We start from the raw sequence: 15,458 nt of genomic DNA, 5'->3' as shown, positions 1-15,458 counted from the left end.
CGGAATCGCTGTGCTAAGAAGCGCGAATATATCAAACCACCGGAACTAAGGGGCAGGGAGCGATGGCACGCCGCAAACTGATCGCGGGAAACTGGAAGATGAACGGCCTGAAGGCCGATGGTCAGGCTCTGGCCTCGGCACTGGCTTCGAAGATGGCAGCGGCACCCGGCGCCCGCTTTGATATGCTGGTTTGCCCGCCGTTTACGCTGATCGCATCGACGATCGCCGCAGTCGGTAGCAGCGGCATTGCCGTTGGCGGCCAGGACTGCCACATGCAGCCAAAGGGTGCTCATACCGGCGATACCAGCGCGGTAATGCTGAAGGATCTGGGCTGCAGCTACGTGATTGTCGGTCACNCCGAGCGGCGCACCAACCATGGCGAGACCGATGCCATCGTCAAGGCCAAGGCGGAAGCGGCGCTGGCGGCCGGCCTCAAGGTCATTGTCTGCATCGGCGAAACGCTGGATGAACGCGACGCCGGCAAGACGCTGGAAGTGAACCGCAGCCAGTTGCATGGTTCGCTGCCCGAGGGTGGGACGGCCGACAACACCGTCATCGCCTACGAGCCGGTATGGGCGATCGGCACCGGTCGCACCGCAACACCGGAGCAGGCGCAAGAAGTGCACGCGATGATCCGCAGTGAGTTGACCGGTCGTTCCAGTTCGCTGACCGAGATGCGCATCCTCTACGGCGGTTCGATGAATGCGCAGAATGCCGCGACACTGCTGGCACTGCCGGATATTGATGGCGGCCTGATCGGCGGTGCGTCGCTCAAGGCCGATGACTTCTGGACCGTGGCCGAGGGAAGCCCCAGCTAGGCCGCGCCCACACCATTACCTCCACAGGATAAACGCCGTATGGTTGCTTTCCTTCTTGCCGTTCATATACTCATCGCCATCGCCCTCGTCTGCATGGTGCTCCTGCAACGAAGCGAAGGTGGAGCGTTGGGTATGGGCGGTGGTGGCACGAGCGGCTTTCTCGCCGGGCGGGCGACCGCAAACCTATTGACGCGGGCAACTGCTATCCTGGCGGCGGCGTTTATCATTACCAGCCTCTCGCTGGGTAAACTTGCGACGATCCAGCGGACAACGCCGGCCCTGACCATTGAGCAGCCGGCGCCGCTCCCCGAGCCCGAAGCGGCGCCGCAGGCGCCGGCAGCACCGATCGCGCGGTGACCGCCGCACAGGCAAGCTCAGCGCGTGAGCGAGCGGCGCTAGCGTTCGTTGCGGCACCTGGATCGCCCGGATGGAGAGCGACCGAAAGGGTTCTCGTGACCGGTTGCGGCATTATGGTACAACTCCACACCAGGAAGGGGTGACCCTCCTGATCATTAGTCCTGAACCCACCCGCACCGTAACCGACGGCCATCAACCACAGCCGTACATGCCGGATCACGTGCAATGACGCGCTTCGTTTTCATTACCGGCGGTGTCGTTTCTTCACTGGGCAAAGGGCTCGCCACCGCCGCGCTGGGCGCGCTGCTGCAGGCCCGGGGTTTTCGCGTCCGCCTGCGCAAGCTCGACCCCTACATCAACGTCGATCCCGGGACGATGAGCCCCTATCAGCATGGGGAGGTCTTCGTCACTGATGACGGCGCCGAGACCGATCTCGACCTCGGCCACTACGAGCGGTTTACTGGCGTGCCGTCGCGGCGCAGCGACAGCGTCACCACCGGGCGCATCTACTCGCAGGTGATCGCCCGCGAGCGGCACGGCGACTACCTGGGGGCGACGATCCAGGTGATCCCCCACATCACCGATGCGATCAAGGCTTTCATCCAGGACGACCTGACGGACGAGGATTTCGTGCTGTGCGAAATCGGCGGCACGGTGGGCGACATCGAGAGTCTGCCGTTCCTCGAAGCGATCCGCCAGATGGGCAATGATCTGGGGCGCGACCGGGTGATGTACCTGCACGTCACCCTCATCCCCTACCTGCCGGCAGCGGGCGAACTCAAGACCAAGCCGACGCAGCACTCGGTGAAGGAACTGCTAAGCGTCGGCATCCAGCCAGACATCCTTTTGTGCCGCGCGGACCGGCCGATCCCGGAGGGCGAGAAGCGCAAGATCTCGTTGTTCTGCAACGTTCGCGCGCAGGCGGTGATTTCGGCGCTCGATGTCGACAGTATCTACGGCGTCCCCATCAGCTACCATGAGCAAGGCCTCGACGAGGAGGTCTGCCGGCATTTTGGGATCAAGGCCGCCGAGCCGGATCTGAGCCGCTGGCACGATATCGTTGTCCGGGCAACCCGTCCTGAAGGCGAAGTGACCATTGCCGTCGTCGGCAAATACACCGGCCTGCCCGACGCCTATAAATCGCTGGGCGAAGCGCTGATGCATGGCGGGATTGCCAACAACGTGCGCGTGCACGTCCAATGGATCGATTCCCAGGTGTTCGAAGGCAGCGAAATTGCGCCGGTGCTGGAAAACGTGCACGGCATTCTCGTTCCCGGCGGCTTCGGCGAGCGCGGCGCGCAGGGCAAGGTGGCCGCAGCGCGCTTTGCCCGTGAACGCAAGGTGCCCTATTTCGGCATCTGCTTTGGCATGCAGATGGCCGTCGTCGAGGCGGCACGCAATCTCGCCGGCATTCCCGACGCCGGATCGACCGAGTTTGGCCCCTGCGCCGCCCCGGTGATCGGCATGATGACCGAGTGGATGCGTGGCAATTACCGCGAGGAACGCCGCTCGGGCGATGATCTCGGCGGGACGATGCGGCTCGGCGCCTACGAGTGTGTGCTGCGGGCAGACAGCCGCGCCCAGGCGATCTTCGGTCGCGACCGGATCAGCGAACGCCACCGCCACCGCTATGAGGTCAACAACAACTATCTGGGAACCCTGGAGCGTTGCGGTCTGATGTTCTCCGGCATGTCACCCGATGGCCTGTTGCCGGAGATCGTCGAAATTCCCTCCCATCCCTGGTTTGTTGGTGTTCAGTTCCATCCGGAGCTGCGATCGCGCCCCTTCGAACCGCATCCATTGTTCGCATCCTTCATCCGAGCGGCGATCGATCAATCGCGTTTGGTATAGACGAGGTTGCGCGTCGCGGCAGACCCGGCTATTCGCTATCCGCAATGCCCGCTATTACCTTGGGAGATTGTCCGGTGAACACCCCTCGCCACGTCGCCATCGGTGGCCTCAGCGTCGGCAACGACCTGCCGCTTACGGTGATTGCCGGCCCTTGCGTGATGGAGAGCCGCGAGCATGCGCTGGAAACGGCGGACGCGCTGGCCGGCATGGCCCGCTCGCTCGGTCTGGGGCTGATTTACAAGTCCTCCTTCGACAAGGCAAACCGTACCAGCCTTGCGGGCGCCCGCGGCATCGGCATGGACGCGGCGCTGCCAATCTTCGCCGAGATCCGCAGCCGGTTTAATCTCCCGGTGCTGACCGACGTCCACGAGCCGGGCCACTGCGCCAAGGTGGCCGAAGCAGTCGACGTCCTGCAAATCCCGGCCTTTCTCTGCCGGCAGACCGATCTGCTGATTGCCGCCGCGCTCACCGGCAAGGCGGTAAACGTCAAGAAGGGCCAGTTTCTCGCCCCCTGGGACATGGACAACGTGGTCGCCAAGCTGCATCAGGCGGGCAACGATGCGATCATGATCTGCGAGCGCGGCGTGAGTTTCGGCTACAACACCCTCGTCTCCGACATGCGCTCGCTGCCGATCCTGGCGCGCAGCGGCTATCCGGTGGTGTTCGATGCCACCCACTCGGTGCAGCAGCCGGGCGGGCGTGGCACCACGTCCGGTGGCCAACGCGAGTTCGCGCCGGTGCTGGCGCGCGCTGCGATCGCCGTCGGCGTCGCCCCGCCGTGTTCATCGAAACCCATCCCGATCCGGATCACGCGCCGAGCGATGGCCCCAACATGATCCCGATGCGGGACCTCCCGGACCTGTTGTCTACCCTGCAAGAACTCGATCGCTGGTCGAAGGCAAACCCACTGCCACCGCTGTCCTGAAGTGCGAGGCGATCAAGATCGGGAAACGGATGTCGAGCCTACCACGAACAACCAATTAATCGCGAGGTAACGGCTGTCGAGGCGCTCGACGAAAGCCTGTATTGGCCAACCAAGTCTTTGGAAAAGGGAGGGTATCCTCTATGAGTTCAATCGAAGAAGTCAAGGGACGGGAAATTCTCGACAGTCGCGGCAATCCGACCGTCGAAGTGGACGTCATCCTGGAGAGCGGCGCGTTTGGTCGCGCTGCAGTTCCCTCAGGCGCGTCGACGGGTGCGCACGAAGCGGTGGAACTGCGCGATGGCGATGCCAAGCGGTACCTCGGCAAAGGCGTCACCAAGGCGGTCGCCGCCGTCAACGGTGAAATCGCCGATGCGATCAGCGGCCTCGATGCCACCGATCAGGTCTACCTCGACCAGGTGATGCTCGACCTGGACGGCACCGCCAACAAGGGCCGCCTCGGCGCCAACGCCATCCTCGGCGTCAGCATGGCGATCGCCAAGGCAGCGGCGCAAGAAGCCGACCTGCCCCTCTATCGCTACATTGGCGGTGCGCTTGCCCGCGTCCTGCCGGTGCCGATGATGAACATCGTCAACGGCGGCGCCCATGCCGACAACCCGATCGACTTCCAGGAGTTCATGATCCTGCCGGTGGGCGCAGCCACCTGCGCCGAGGCGATCCGCATGGGTGCGGAGGTCTTTCACTCGCTGAAGAAAGAGCTGAAGAACGCCGGCCACAACACCAACGTCGGTGACGAGGGCGGCTTCGCTCCCAACCTGCAGAGCGCCGACGAAGCACTCAGCTTCATCTCCAAGGCGATCGAGAAGGCCGGATATAAGCCGGGTGAAGACGTCTACCTCGGCCTCGACTGCGCTTCCACCGAATACTACAAGAACGGCAAATACATCCTCGCCGGCGAGGGCAAGGAACTGGATTCGGCAGCGAATGCCAAGTATCTCGCCGACCTCGTCAGCCGCTATCCGATTGTCACCATCGAGGACGGCATGGCCGAAGACGACTGGGAAGGCTGGAAGATCCTGACCGAGGTGTTGGGCAGCAAATGCCAGCTCGTCGGCGACGACCTGTTCGTCACCAACGTCACCCGCCTGTCGGAAGGCATCTCCAAGGGCATCGCCAACTCGATCCTGGTCAAGGTCAACCAGATCGGCTCGCTGACCGAGACGCTGTCGGCGGTCGAGATGGCACACAAGGCCGGCTATACGGCGGTGATCTCCCACCGCTCCGGTGAGACCGAGGACTCGACGATCGCCGATATCGCGGTTGCCACCAACGCCGGCCAGATCAAGACCGGCTCGCTCAGCCGCTCCGACCGCATTGCCAAGTACAACCAGCTGATCCGAATCGAGCAGGAACTGGGCACGGCAGCCGAGTATGCCGGCCGCCGCGCGTTGCGCCGCCTCTAAGCGCTCTCCTGGCGCCAAGACGAGAAGGGCGGAGCCTCTCCGCCCTTTTTTCTATTTCTACAGCAGAACGTTAGCCGTCGCCGGGGCGGAATGGACACCGGCCGCCAGCAGTCACAACCGCGAATGCGCGCCGCCCGCTGACCGATGCTGGATCACAATGGCGATCGGTGGCACAACCACATATCAGGCTGGTCAGAATGGGGTGTGCGCTGGATGGGCTTCTTCGATGAGTTTCGGCTGCGCGCCCGCCATGTGGTCGGGCCTGCCTTTGGGATTTGTGCCGTGTGCTACTTCGCCTTCCACACCGTCAGTGGCGAGCGGGGGTTGGTCGCCTGGCGGCGATTGCAGGCGGAGGTGGCGGCAGCGCAGGCGGAAGTGGCCTCGATCCAAAGTGAACGCGAGGTCCTGGAACGCCGCGTCCATCTTCTCAGTCCCTCGGGTGTCGACCGTGACATGCTCGACGAGGCATCGCGCCGTGCGCTCAACTTCGGCCAGCCCGACGAAGCGGTGATTACCCTCGAAGCCAATCACCAGAAATAGCCACCACTGCCGAACTCAGCGGCATCCGCTGGCCGTCGCCGCTGCCAAATTCGGTGCCGACGAAACTTTGGTCGGCGAAACGCCTACAGCTGACACCCTGCCGCCGTGCCGTGGAATCCGGCACAGGGTCTTCGCTTGACTTTTCTACGCTGTAGAGTATCGTGTTCTACAGTGTAGAAAAAGAAAGCTTCGAGATTTCCCCATGGGCATGCTGACACGCACGTCGAGCCCGAAGGACCCGCTGATCATCCGCCTCCTCGATCTGGTACGTGAGGTATCCGGCGGGCGGTAGCGGCCGACGCTCGACCACACCTTTCGTCGCGACGCTGATCCTGCGCCCTTCCGCCAGGTAGATGGCGCCGGCAGTCGCCCGGACCAGAAAATCATACTTCGAGTACTTATCATGACGACGCTTGTTTGCGTCCCGCCGACGCGCCGGGAGTGGACTGCTCTTGGCCGCATTTCGGCATCGATCGCGCTCACCGAAACGGCAGTGTGGATGAGCCTGCCCTTGATCACTCTCGGGCTTGCCTCTGCCGGCCACTCGCCGCTGACCATTGGCCTCGTCACCGCCTTGCCGGCGGCGGCGGTGATCGCGCTGACACCGATTCTGCCCACCCTGGTGCGGATTGCCGGTGCGGCGCCGCTGTTTCATCTCGCCAGCCTGCTCCTGGTGGCGACGTCCATGCTGTTGGTTTCTCTCGCCGGCAGCCAGTCTCCGCTTTTCTGGGGCCTGGCGGCGATGCTCGTTGGCACGTCGAGTGTCATCCGCTGGATCATCGGTGATGGCACCATCAACCGGATGGCCGACGGTCCCTACCGCGGCCGTATCCTTTCGGTGCATGAAACGATCCGCTCCTCAGCGATCGGCATCGGCCCGGCGATCGTGGCATTGACCGGCGGCGACGTGGCCATCGGCTTCAGCATCGCCGCGGTGCTGGGACTCCTCGGTTTGCTCGGGGCGTTGGGGTCCCGCTTTCATGGCGTTGAATCGCCACGAACCGGCGGCTGGGCGCTGATCCGCGCCGTGCGCGCCAGCCCGGCGATGGTTGCCCTCGCCTTTCTCGGCGGTCTGCTCGAAAGCGCCGCGGCCACCTCCCTGCCCCTCTACGGCGTCGCCGCCGGTCTCGGCGCCGGCGCGGCAGCGGCGCTGGCGTCGGCCTCCGGATTTGGCAACCTGTTCGGCCAGATCCCCTTCGGCTGGGCCGTCGACCGCTTCGGCAGCCGCCGTCCGGCCGCGGTGGCACTGATGATGCTGGGGCTGGGGCTGGGCGTTCTACCGCTGGCCGCCGCCTTCGGCAGCGTCGGCTTTACCGTCCTGCTGGCCTTCGGCGCCGGCGCCGGTGCGCTCTATACGCTGGCGGTGATGCGAGCGAACGAGGCCACCTCGGGAGCCGGTATCCTGGCAACCATCGGCGCGATAGCCGTGTGCTACACCCTCGGTGCCTTGAGCGGACCGATCGTCGGCGGCCTGGCCCTCTCCCTCGATCCCCACTGGGGCTTGAGCGGGACACTGATCGCCATCACCGCGGTGCTGGCGACGATCATTCTCGCTCGCCGCTGACGTCCACGCCTCAGCGGAGCAGCGGCAGGGCGGAGCGTGCCGGTTCCTTGGCGTCGGCGGGAATGGCGTCCTCAAGGTTGCCGAGGAACACGTCCACCTGCTTCGCCATCTCCGACGCGCGGGCGCGGAGCTTTTCAATGTGCGGCGGAAAGAAATGGATCATCCGTTCCGGCCGCACCGGCAGTTCACGCAGCGGCATCGGCGCACCAGCGGCGAGCGGCTTGTAGAATTGGCTCGGCAGTTTCACCTTCGTTATCCTCCCCTCAGCGTTCGCATATGCACAATTTCGCGTATTCGAACTGCGTAGCACCGATGCGCGGCGCGGTCAAACGCGAGGGTGGGATGCGAGGTGGAGGGCTTGGGGCGCCGGCAGCGGACCGGGTTCGCGCCGGTGGGGGCGCTCAGTCGGACGGGGCGGAAGCGGAGGCTGTCGTCAAGTGTCGTCTTGCGTCGTCATCCCGGGCGGCAATGTCGTCATTGCGTTGTCATCATGTCGTCATGCTTGGTGGCGATGACAAAAGATTCATAGGAATATATTATTAGTAATGAGTAGTCGATACAACGTCTCGCAACACGCCCCTTCCCACTGACCCGTCTTATTCACGACGGCGGGCGTAGTGAACTGGCGGATGTAGCGTAAGCGGTTGATGTGGCGTAGGATTCGGTTGCTGAAGCCAACCCTTCGACGACATCCTGGCCGGCCACATCCGCCATGACCGACGATACGACGCTGCCGTTCTCGTTTCCAGCCGTCGGACGCAAGAAGGTCACCGCCGCCTTCGACGGCGGCCGGATCAGCTCGGACGGCGGGGTTCTGCTGCTGGCCGAAGTCGAGCGCCGGCTGGGCATTTCCACAAAGCTCGCCGCCGTGATCCCGGACGGCCGCGACGCGAGCCGGATCACTCACCCGTTGGCCGACATTCTGCGGGCGCGCATCTTCGCCATCGCCTGCGGCTGGGAGGACGCCGACGATCTCGACAGCCTGCGCTTCGATCCGGCGTTCAAGCTCGCCTGCGGCCGGTTGCCGGATAGCGGACGGGACCTGTGCTCGCAGCCGACCGTCTCGCGCTGGGAGAACGCCCCCGACCTGCGCAGCGTCATCCGGCTCGGCCGGGTGATGCTCGATCTGTGGCTCGCCAGCTATCCGGCGCCGCCCGCCGCGGTGACGCTCGACATCGACGACACTTGCGACGTCGTCCACGGTCATCAACAGCTGTCGCTGTTCAACGCCCATTACGACGAGCGCTGCTTCCTGCCGATCCACATCTACGATACGGCGACGAGCCGGCCGGTGGCGGTGATCCTGCGCGCCGGCAAGACGCCGTCCGGCAAGGAGATCCGCGGCCATCTGCGCCGCCTCGTCCGTCACGTCCGCCGTCGCTGGCCCGCCACCCGCATCACCATCCGCGGCGATGGCCACTACGGCCGCCCGGAGGTGATGGATTGGTGCGAGGCGAACGGCATCGATTACGTCTTCGGTCTGCCCGGCAACAGGGTGCTCGACCGGTTGGTCGACGAGGCCGCCGACGACATCCGTACCCGCCGGGCGCTGGAGAAGAAGCCCTGCCTGCGCGGCTTCACCGAGACCGGTTACCGGGCGAAGTCGTGGAAACAGCAGCGCCGGGCGTGTGCCCGCATCGAAGCGACGACCCGCGGCCTCGACATCCGCTTCGTCGTCACCAGTCTCGAAGCCGGTTCGGCGGAGCACGTCTACGAGGTCCTCTACTGCGCCCGCGGCCAAGCCGAAAACCTGATCAAGATGCACAAGAGCCGTAAGCGAAGCTCCGGCCGCACCTGCTTTTCGCTTGCCAGAGTGCTCGGTCTTGACCTCGGCCGCAGCGGAATGGGTCACGCGGCGGCGCGGTGGAGGGCGTCCTGCTCGGCCTTCCATGCCCAGGGGGTGAGCTCGGCGAGGCGGCGGTTCGGCCAGCCGGAGACGAGGCGGGCGAGCACGTCGGCGAGCCAGGCTTCCGGGTTGACCGCGTGCCACTTGCAGGTCTCGATCAATGACGCCAGCACCGCCCAGTTTTCCGCTCCCAGGTCATGGCCGGCGAAGAGTGCGTTCTTGCGATTGAGAGCAATCGGCCTCATTGAGCGCTCGATGACGTTCGAGTCGATCTCGATCCGGCCGTCGTCGAGGAAGAGGGTCAGCCCCTCCCACTGGTTCAGCGGGTAGCCGATCGCCTCGCCCAGCGGCGACTTCTTCGACAGCTGCGCCCGGCATTGCTCGAGCCATGGCCGCATCGCGTCCAGCAGCGGCTTCGTCCGCGCCTGCCGGACGGCTCGCCGTTCGCAGGCGGGCCTGCCGCGAATCTCCGCCTCGATCTTCGTACAGCGCGGCGATCCGCCGCAGCGCCTCATGGGCGATCGGCGCCGGCCGCTTCTGTGCGACCTCGTAGAATCGCCGGCGGCAGTGTGCCCAGCAGTGGGCGAGGAGGACGCCGCCGTCGGCGGAGCCGGCAGCCGCTTCGTCGCCCGCAGCCCCGGCCACCGCCTTGTAGGCGGCATAGGCGTCGGTCTGCAGGATGCCGCGGAAGTCCTTCAGCAGCGTGGCCGCGTGCGCGTGGCCGCGGCCGGGTGCGTAGGTGAACACCACCGCCGGCGGATCGGCGCCGCCCCACGGCCGGTCGTCGCGGGCGATCGCCCAGAACCAGCCGGTCTTCGTCCGGCCGCGGCCGGGATCGAGCACCGGTGCCGGCGTCTCGTCGACGAACAGCTTCGCCGAGCCGAGCAGATCGTCGCGCAGCAGCCGCCACAGCGGCTTCAACTCGGCCGCCGCGGTGCCGACCCAGGAGGCCAGCGTCGAGCGGTCGAGGGCGATACCCTGCCGGGCGAGCATCTGTGCCTGGCGGTAGAGCGGCGCATGGTCGGCATATTTCGCCACCAGCACGTGCGCCACCAGCCGTTCGGTGGGCAGGCCGCCCTCGATCAGCCGCGGCGGCGCCGGCGCCTGCACCACAGCACTCCCGCAGGCGCGGCAGCCGTACTTCGGCCGGCGGGTGACGATCACCTGCCAGCGCATCGGGATCACGTCGAGGCGTTCGGAGCGGTCCTCGCCGATGATGTGCATCGCACCGGAGCAGCACGGGCAGATGGTCGTCGGCGGCTCGATCACCACCTCGATCCGCGGCAGATGTCCGGGCAGGGTGCCGCGGTTCTGCCGCCGCTCGCGGGCGCGGGCCTCGCGTCGCGGCGGATCGGCCTTCTCCGCCTCGGCGTCGGCTTCCGCCACCGCCTGCTCGAGGTCTTCAAGCGCCAGGTTCAGCTGGTCGGGGTCGAGCGCCTCCGACCGCCTTCCGAACTGCATCCGCTGCAGCTGGCGGATGAAGTGCTGCAGCCGCTCGTTCCGGTCCTCCAGCCCGCGGCGCAGGGCCCGCTCGGCGGCGAGCTCGGCCCGCATCGCCAGCAGCGCGGCGCGCAGCGCGGAAGGATCGTCGGGGATCGCGTCGAGGTCGGTCATGAGCGGCGATTCTAAGCACGATGCCAGACGCTTACCAGAGTTCTTGTGGCTTCCCCGGCAGGCCGGCACAGCCTATTGTGCCTTCTTCGGTCGACCGAGACGCGGCGCGTGCATCCGCGACCAGTCGAGGCCATCCAACAGCGCCGCCAGCTGCGCCGCCGACAGCCGCATCACGCCCCCGGTCACCGGCGGCCAGCGAAAGACGCCTGCCTCCAGCCGTTTCCACACCATCACCAAGCCGCTGCCGTCCCAGACGAGCAGTTTCAGCCTGTCCGATCGTTTGCAACGGAAGACGTAAATTGTCCCGGAGAAGGGGTCGTGCCCCAGCGCCGTCTGCACGATCGAAGCGAGTCGGTCGGCGCCGCAGCGGAAGTCGACCGGCCGCGTCGCCACCAGCACCCGGACGCCTGAAGGCGGGACGATCATCCGAGCGCCTTCAGCGTCCGGAGCACGTCCGCCAGGAGCACCGGATCGGCGCCCGGCGACACCCGCACCCGAGCACCGGCAAGCTCGATCTCGATCGCCGGACTGCCGGCTGGACAACGCCCCTCGCTCACCACTACCGGCACGAAGTCGAGCGGTACCGCGTCCGCCGTCGCCGCGTCCGCCGCCTGGCGCAACTCCTTCCGCCAGGCATACAGCTGGTTGCGGTGCAGCCCGTGCCGGCGGGCGACCGCGCTCGCCACGGCGTCGGGGGCGAAACTTTCGGCGACGATCCGCGCCTTCTCCTCCCAGCTCCACCGCCGCCGCCGCTCACCCCACGGCAGTACCTCGCCCTGACGGGCGCTTTGCCAATTAATTGGCACCTTACTTGGCAAACGATCCACGCGGCGCCTCCGTCCTGGGAGCCGCCATCATCCGCGAGCAATCACCGGCCGCAACGTGGGGTCAGAGCTCCGCTTACCAAGAGCCAGCTCGCCTCGGACCGCACCAGTTGCCGCTCGCCGCTGGCAAACCAAGTACGACTGTTGCTGCATACCGCTGCCTACTGGCTCATCCTCGAGTTGCGCGACGCCATCCCGAAAACGCACGCCCTGGCGGTCGCCGAGTTCGCCACCCTCCGACTGCGACTGCTGAAGCTCGGCGCCCGCGTCATCGAGACCGCATGCCGCGTCCGCCTCGCCTTCGCCGCCGCCTGCCCGGACGCGGCGCTGATCCGCCACCTCGCCACCGCCCTCGCCGGACCCTGAGCACTGGGGCCAGAGACGCCCCGCCGAACCCCTCCCGGAAACCATCCACACCACCATCAAATCCAATCCGACCAAGCCGGGAAAACCCGAAAGCCCACGCTCGTCCCATCAGTCAGCGTCGCCCAAAATCTCAACCTCCCAGCCGGCGTCATGAATAAGACGGGCTGATATCCTATGCTCGCGTCCCTATCGACGACTTGCGCCATAAGCATCGGTTTGAAATAGACGACAGGCAGACGCTGCGGGTGGTAGCTGCCCAGCCCTTTCAAAGGCCTGCGCAAATGGCAAAGCCATTCATTAGAATACGCTAAAGCTATTTGGCCCTACTAGTAACAATATTGATATGAAATTAACGCTCTTTCTACGCCGCATATATGTACACCTTCCGGCCGTTGCGGTAGAATTCAAACCTAGTACTATAGCAACGTTATTCTTAGCCTGATTGCATATCTTGGGGTGCTGGTTGCGGAACATAAGGCCAAGCTGGAGCTGCCGGTGCGCGCGATGCTGACCGACAATGATTAGGCACTGCTAGATCGCGGAGTAGACAAGTGAGCAATTCAGGAACGTCGACAAAATCGGATGATATCGGTGAAAAATTCGATTCAGCTCTCTTTTGGGGTATTATGTTTTTTGGGAGATACATACGCACGGCCCACGATTTTCTACTTAGCGAACGATTGAGAAACACAGACAGATTGAATAATTTCGAAATCTATAATTTGTATGCACGCCCTACTACCTACTTATCTATTTCAGTATTAATTTACATATTTTGTGCGGCCCATGTGCTGGAACACCGGAATCTTCCAGAGATTGTTACCGATTTTACTGCCGTATTTCAGAATACCATCATTTCACTTGACACTATTCGCCTAGTGATCATGGCGTTTCCACTCATTCTTTTGGTTGCGTTATTCGCATACGCACTGAGGTTGTCGGCACGTATTTTGCGGATGAACGCGGAATTCCAACACCTCTACCTATATTGTGCCTACACAGTCGGCACATGGGGTGTCATTGGACTCTTGGTGTTTAGTCTGTCGTACCCTCTACTTCCATGGCTTCAAAAGCTCCACTACCAGTCTGCGTTCTGGTTTGCCATCGTCATCACCCTGGTATTCTGTACCCTGCAGCTCTTGCTGTTGTTACGGTACATTTACGCGATTAAGTGTGTTCTATCTACTACATGGAAAAAAAGCGTTCTATGCAACATTCTTGCAGTGCTTATTACCGCTCTCTTAACAGCTCCGCTTGTGCCGCTTGGGAACTTATTCTTTGATAAGATCGTTCCATCTCCGTATAAGCGACAATTTGACCGGCTGTTGGAAATCGCATCGACCTACGCCAAGACGCCGAGAGGGTCGGACTTTGACGCGCTAGCCGAAGAATACCTAAAGAACCAACACCCAAATATGATCAGCGATTGTCTGCATGCTTACAAACAGCCAGACATGCGCGATATCGACCTGATACTAGTCGTAGAACAGACCGGCGACGTCGCGTCAGTAGTTGCATGGCCAAGGACCAACGTGGCTCAGTGCTTAGCGAGCCTCTTACAAGTTGAGCAGCTTCCGCGACCACCATTTCCAGGGTTTGTATGGCAGCTTGGCATTCGTTTCCCAACAATTGGCGTTACCGAGGTGACGTCTAGGCAGGAGCTGTCCCTGAATGAGCTACGGTCAGAATCGTGTTTCGCCCTTCCAGTCGGGATGTTGCCAAGATTATCGACGAACGAGTCACCGCTATGGGAGGTAAAGCAGAACTTTCCGAACATCCGCAAGATGAAGAATTGTTGAATTCTGCAACTATAGTGGTAAATAATGAAGCACAGATCGCCGCTGCTCGCGCACTCCGAGACAAAATTAGGGACGTTCAGTCTATGCGTCTGAAGCGCATCTCTAGCAATATCTTGCAGAAGACATTGACAGTTTTGGTTAACTAGAAAACATGGCAAATATTAGGGTAAAAGCGGTCGTTTGATCCAAGGGGTTCCACAGGGAACAACGGTGTTACTCTCGGTGTCAACACCGAGGTTGGCGATTACGCCGAACCGCCGAACCGCTCGTTGATCTTCTCCAACTGTCGCTGCCATGTGTCCGAGGCGATGAAGTGTCTTCTTAACCTTCTTTCCGTGCTATCTTGGAGTTAGGGAGGAAGGTGATCATGGGACATTCGACGGCACCGGTGAAGGGGGAGCAAGGCGAGCATCGCCGGGATCGCGCCGCGCGGCGAGCTCACTCGCCTGACCGGCCCACTGCGCCAGCCCGCGTGAGACGCACGATTATAGGGCTGCCCTACAGGGTATTGGTGGGAGTGCCGGCGACGAAGGCTTCGATGTTGCCGATGAGCTGTTCGACGAGGCGTGACTGTGCCTCGTAACTGGCCCAGGCGACGTGCGGAGTGATGATGCAGTTTGGCCGGTCGACGAGGCGCATCAGCGGGCTGTCGACGGCCGGCGGTTCGCGCAGCGAGACATCGAAGCCGACTCCGGAGACCAGCCCCTGCTCTACCGCGTCGACCAAGTCAGCCTCGTCGACCAAGCCACCGCGTGCGGTGTTGATCAGCAGCGGCCGGCGTTGCATCGCCCGGAACTCCGGCATGGCAATCAGCCCTCGCGTCTGCGGCGTCAGCGGGCAGTGCAGGCTGATGATGTCGCTGGTCGCCAACACCTCGTCCCACGCCGTGTAAGGCGGCTCGGCGCCCTGCGTCCCCTTGCGGGCGGCAAACAGCGGCGTCATGCCGAAGGCGCGGCCGATTGCCGCCACCGTCTGGCCGAGGGCACCCTTGCCGATGATGCCGAGGCGCGAGCCGGCGAGATCGCGGATTGGAAAGTCGAGGATGGTGAACAGCGGCGATGCCTCCCAGCGGTGCTGCCGCATCGCATCACTATAGGCAGGCAGGCTGCGCTTCAGGGCGAGAATGAGCGCAAAGGTGTGTTCCGAGACCGATGGCGTCGAATAGCCGCGGACGTTGGTCACGACGACGCCCCGCTCACGGCAGCAGGCGATGTCGATCATGTCGTAGCCAGTGGCGGCGACGGCGATCATCTTCAGCCGCGGCAACTGCTCCAGTGCCTCGCGACGCACCGGCACTTTGTTGGAGATGACGATATCGGCGTCGGCGGCACGGCCGGCAACCTCCTCGGCGCGGGTGTTGGGATAGTCAATCCAGCGGTGGGCAAAGCCAGGCGCCCGCAGCACCACCTCGGGTGACAGGGTCGCGCGATCAAGAAAGACAAGGGTCGTCGTCATGGTTCGGCCTCCCATTAGCGTATTCTTACGCATCTGTTCTTGCATTGCTGACCGGCGCCGGTGGTTGCTTGCCAAGCA

General features: G+C 63.6%; 11 protein-coding genes and 4 pseudogenes. 10 read left to right on the top strand and 5 right to left on the bottom strand.

The genetic code is table 11. From position 1 onward, the window contains the following. The first annotated feature begins 62 nt into the window (after positions 1-62). The 7 genes and pseudogenes from tpiA to HQ394_RS17495 all read left to right on the top strand — a co-directional run bounded on the left by tpiA (position 63) and on the right by HQ394_RS17495 (position 7,476). Complete coding sequence (tpiA, locus tag HQ394_RS17525) at positions 63-818, top strand: triose-phosphate isomerase (protein WP_190261270.1); 756 nt, start codon at positions 63-65, stop codon at positions 816-818. Between the two features lie 39 nt (positions 819-857). Further along, complete coding sequence (secG, locus tag HQ394_RS17520) at positions 858-1,175, top strand: preprotein translocase subunit SecG (RefSeq protein WP_190261269.1); 318 nt, start codon at positions 858-860, stop codon at positions 1,173-1,175. A gap of 225 nt (positions 1,176-1,400) precedes the next feature. Further along, positions 1,401-3,026, top strand: a complete 1,626-nt coding sequence (locus HQ394_RS17515) for a CTP synthase (RefSeq protein ID WP_190261268.1) — start codon at positions 1,401-1,403, stop codon at positions 3,024-3,026. A gap of 44 nt (positions 3,027-3,070) precedes the next feature. Further along, positions 3,071-3,951 (top strand): annotated as a pseudogene (kdsA, locus tag HQ394_RS17510) (3-deoxy-8-phosphooctulonate synthase). Positions 3,952-4,091: 140 nt separating this feature from the next. Next, positions 4,092-5,372: a phosphopyruvate hydratase gene (gene eno / locus HQ394_RS17505; protein ID WP_190261267.1), complete on the top strand. Its 1,281-nt coding sequence runs from the start codon at positions 4,092-4,094 to the stop codon at positions 5,370-5,372. A 213-nt stretch (positions 5,373-5,585) separates the two neighbouring features. Then, positions 5,586-5,912, top strand: a complete 327-nt coding sequence (locus tag HQ394_RS17500; RefSeq protein ID WP_190261266.1) for an FtsB family cell division protein — start codon at positions 5,586-5,588, stop codon at positions 5,910-5,912. 403 nt (positions 5,913-6,315) lie between these two features. Further along, on the top strand, positions 6,316-7,476 hold the full coding sequence (locus HQ394_RS17495; RefSeq protein ID WP_190261265.1) for an MFS transporter: 1,161 nt from the start codon (positions 6,316-6,318) through the stop codon (positions 7,474-7,476). A gap of 10 nt (positions 7,477-7,486) precedes the next feature. Here HQ394_RS17495 and HQ394_RS17490 read toward each other — a convergent pair whose 3' ends face one another. Continuing rightward, complete coding sequence (locus tag HQ394_RS17490) at positions 7,487-7,723, bottom strand: hypothetical protein (protein ID WP_223291688.1); 237 nt, start codon at positions 7,721-7,723, stop codon at positions 7,487-7,489. A gap of 465 nt (positions 7,724-8,188) precedes the next feature. Here HQ394_RS17490 and HQ394_RS17485 point away from each other — a divergent pair. Beyond that, positions 8,189-9,343, top strand: a pseudogene (locus HQ394_RS17485) (IS1380 family transposase); the annotation flags it as partial. Here HQ394_RS17485 and tnpC read toward each other — a convergent pair. From tnpC to tnpA, 3 genes and pseudogenes are all read right to left on the bottom strand, one after another. Beyond that, positions 9,325-10,936, bottom strand: a pseudogene (gene tnpC / locus HQ394_RS17480) (IS66 family transposase). The pseudogenes HQ394_RS17485 and tnpC overlap by 19 nt on opposite strands. Positions 10,937-11,008: 72 nt before the next feature. Next, positions 11,009-11,362, bottom strand: a complete 354-nt coding sequence (gene tnpB, locus HQ394_RS17475) for an IS66 family insertion sequence element accessory protein TnpB (RefSeq protein ID WP_190260124.1) — start codon at positions 11,360-11,362, stop codon at positions 11,009-11,011. Next, complete coding sequence (gene tnpA, locus HQ394_RS17470) at positions 11,359-11,742, bottom strand: IS66-like element accessory protein TnpA (protein ID WP_190260387.1); 384 nt, start codon at positions 11,740-11,742, stop codon at positions 11,359-11,361. Before tnpA ends, tnpB begins: the two co-directional genes overlap by 4 nt. A gap of 93 nt (positions 11,743-11,835) precedes the next feature. Here tnpA and HQ394_RS17465 point away from each other — a divergent pair. Continuing rightward, positions 11,836-12,126, top strand: a pseudogene (locus HQ394_RS17465) (transposase); the annotation flags it as partial. A gap of 551 nt (positions 12,127-12,677) precedes the next feature. Further along, positions 12,678-13,925: a hypothetical protein gene (locus tag HQ394_RS17460; protein ID WP_190261264.1), complete on the top strand. Its 1,248-nt coding sequence runs from the start codon at positions 12,678-12,680 to the stop codon at positions 13,923-13,925. 498 nt (positions 13,926-14,423) lie between these two features. On the opposite strand, the gene HQ394_RS17455 is transcribed toward HQ394_RS17460, so the two are convergent. Continuing rightward, complete coding sequence (locus HQ394_RS17455) at positions 14,424-15,380, bottom strand: D-2-hydroxyacid dehydrogenase (protein ID WP_190261263.1); 957 nt, start codon at positions 15,378-15,380, stop codon at positions 14,424-14,426. Positions 15,381-15,458 lie beyond the last annotated feature (78 nt).

Origin of the sequence: Defluviicoccus vanus, from assembly GCF_014672695.1 — a bacterium.
Lineage (GTDB): Bacteria > Pseudomonadota > Alphaproteobacteria > Rhodospirillales > Defluviicoccaceae > Defluviicoccus > Defluviicoccus vanus.
Note: the sequence above shows the minus strand (reverse complement) of the source record. Positions and strands in the feature narration are given on the sequence as shown.

What these genes read in the sequence shown, in the direction of transcription:
- tnpB (WP_190260124.1), bottom strand. Translation starts at nt 11,362, where the DNA reads ATGATCGTCCCGCCTTCAGGCGTCCGGGTGCTGGTGGCGACGCGGCCG.
- HQ394_RS17455 (WP_190261263.1), bottom strand. Translation starts at nt 15,380, where the DNA reads ATGACGACGACCCTTGTCTTTCTTGATCGCGCGACCCTGTCACCCGAG.
- eno (WP_190261267.1), top strand. Translation starts at nt 4,092, where the DNA reads ATGAGTTCAATCGAAGAAGTCAAGGGACGGGAAATTCTCGACAGTCGC.
- secG (WP_190261269.1), top strand. Translation starts at nt 858, where the DNA reads ATGGTTGCTTTCCTTCTTGCCGTTCATATACTCATCGCCATCGCCCTC.
- HQ394_RS17495 (WP_190261265.1), top strand. Translation starts at nt 6,316, where the DNA reads ATGACGACGCTTGTTTGCGTCCCGCCGACGCGCCGGGAGTGGACTGCT.
- HQ394_RS17500 (WP_190261266.1), top strand. Translation starts at nt 5,586, where the DNA reads ATGGGCTTCTTCGATGAGTTTCGGCTGCGCGCCCGCCATGTGGTCGGG.
- HQ394_RS17515 (WP_190261268.1), top strand. Translation starts at nt 1,401, where the DNA reads ATGACGCGCTTCGTTTTCATTACCGGCGGTGTCGTTTCTTCACTGGGC.